1 rRNA gene is annotated in these 597 nt (G+C 40.9%); it reads left to right on the top strand.

Annotated elements, in window-relative coordinates:
* Positions 1–339: 339 nt before the first annotated feature.
* A 23S ribosomal RNA gene (locus CFT61_RS16410) occupies positions 340–597 on the top strand; the annotation flags it as partial.

Raw genomic sequence — 597 nt, forward strand, 5'->3', positions numbered from 1 at the left:
GAAGATTTAGGAACAGGATTTAAAAGTTCGCTTCTCTTCTTGTACGCACCATCTGTTTAATTAAATACAGGAGACTGGGATTCCTTATACATTATATAATGTATAGGGATGGCTCAAGCAAAATGGTTCAACTCCACAATCTCCACTATGCCTTTTAAGGCAAGAAGATCTTTGACATATTGACACAAGCAAAACTGTAAGTAATGAACTTTAGTTCAGACTAAAGTGAATCAAATCGCAAGATGAGATTTCACAAGTTAGAATACAGCTGAAAGTATGAGCTACTTATTCGTTGTCGAGTAATCAGCAATGATAAACGAGATAACAAATACAGTCGTAAAGAAAGTAAGAAAGGGCGTATGGCGGATGCCTAGGCTCACGGAGGCGATGAAGGACGTGATAAGCTGCGATAAGCTTCGGGTAGGTGCAAATAACCTTTGATCCGGAGATTTCCGAATGGGACAACCTAGCCGTCTGAAGGACGGTTACTCAATCTTCAAGATTGAGAGCTAACGCAGGGAACTGAAACATCTTAGTACCTGTAGGAAGAGAAAATAAATGAATGATTCCCCCAGTAGTGGCGAGCGAACGGGGAAC

The organism is Segatella copri (genome assembly GCF_002224675.1).
Lineage (GTDB): Bacteria > Bacteroidota > Bacteroidia > Bacteroidales > Bacteroidaceae > Prevotella > Prevotella copri_U.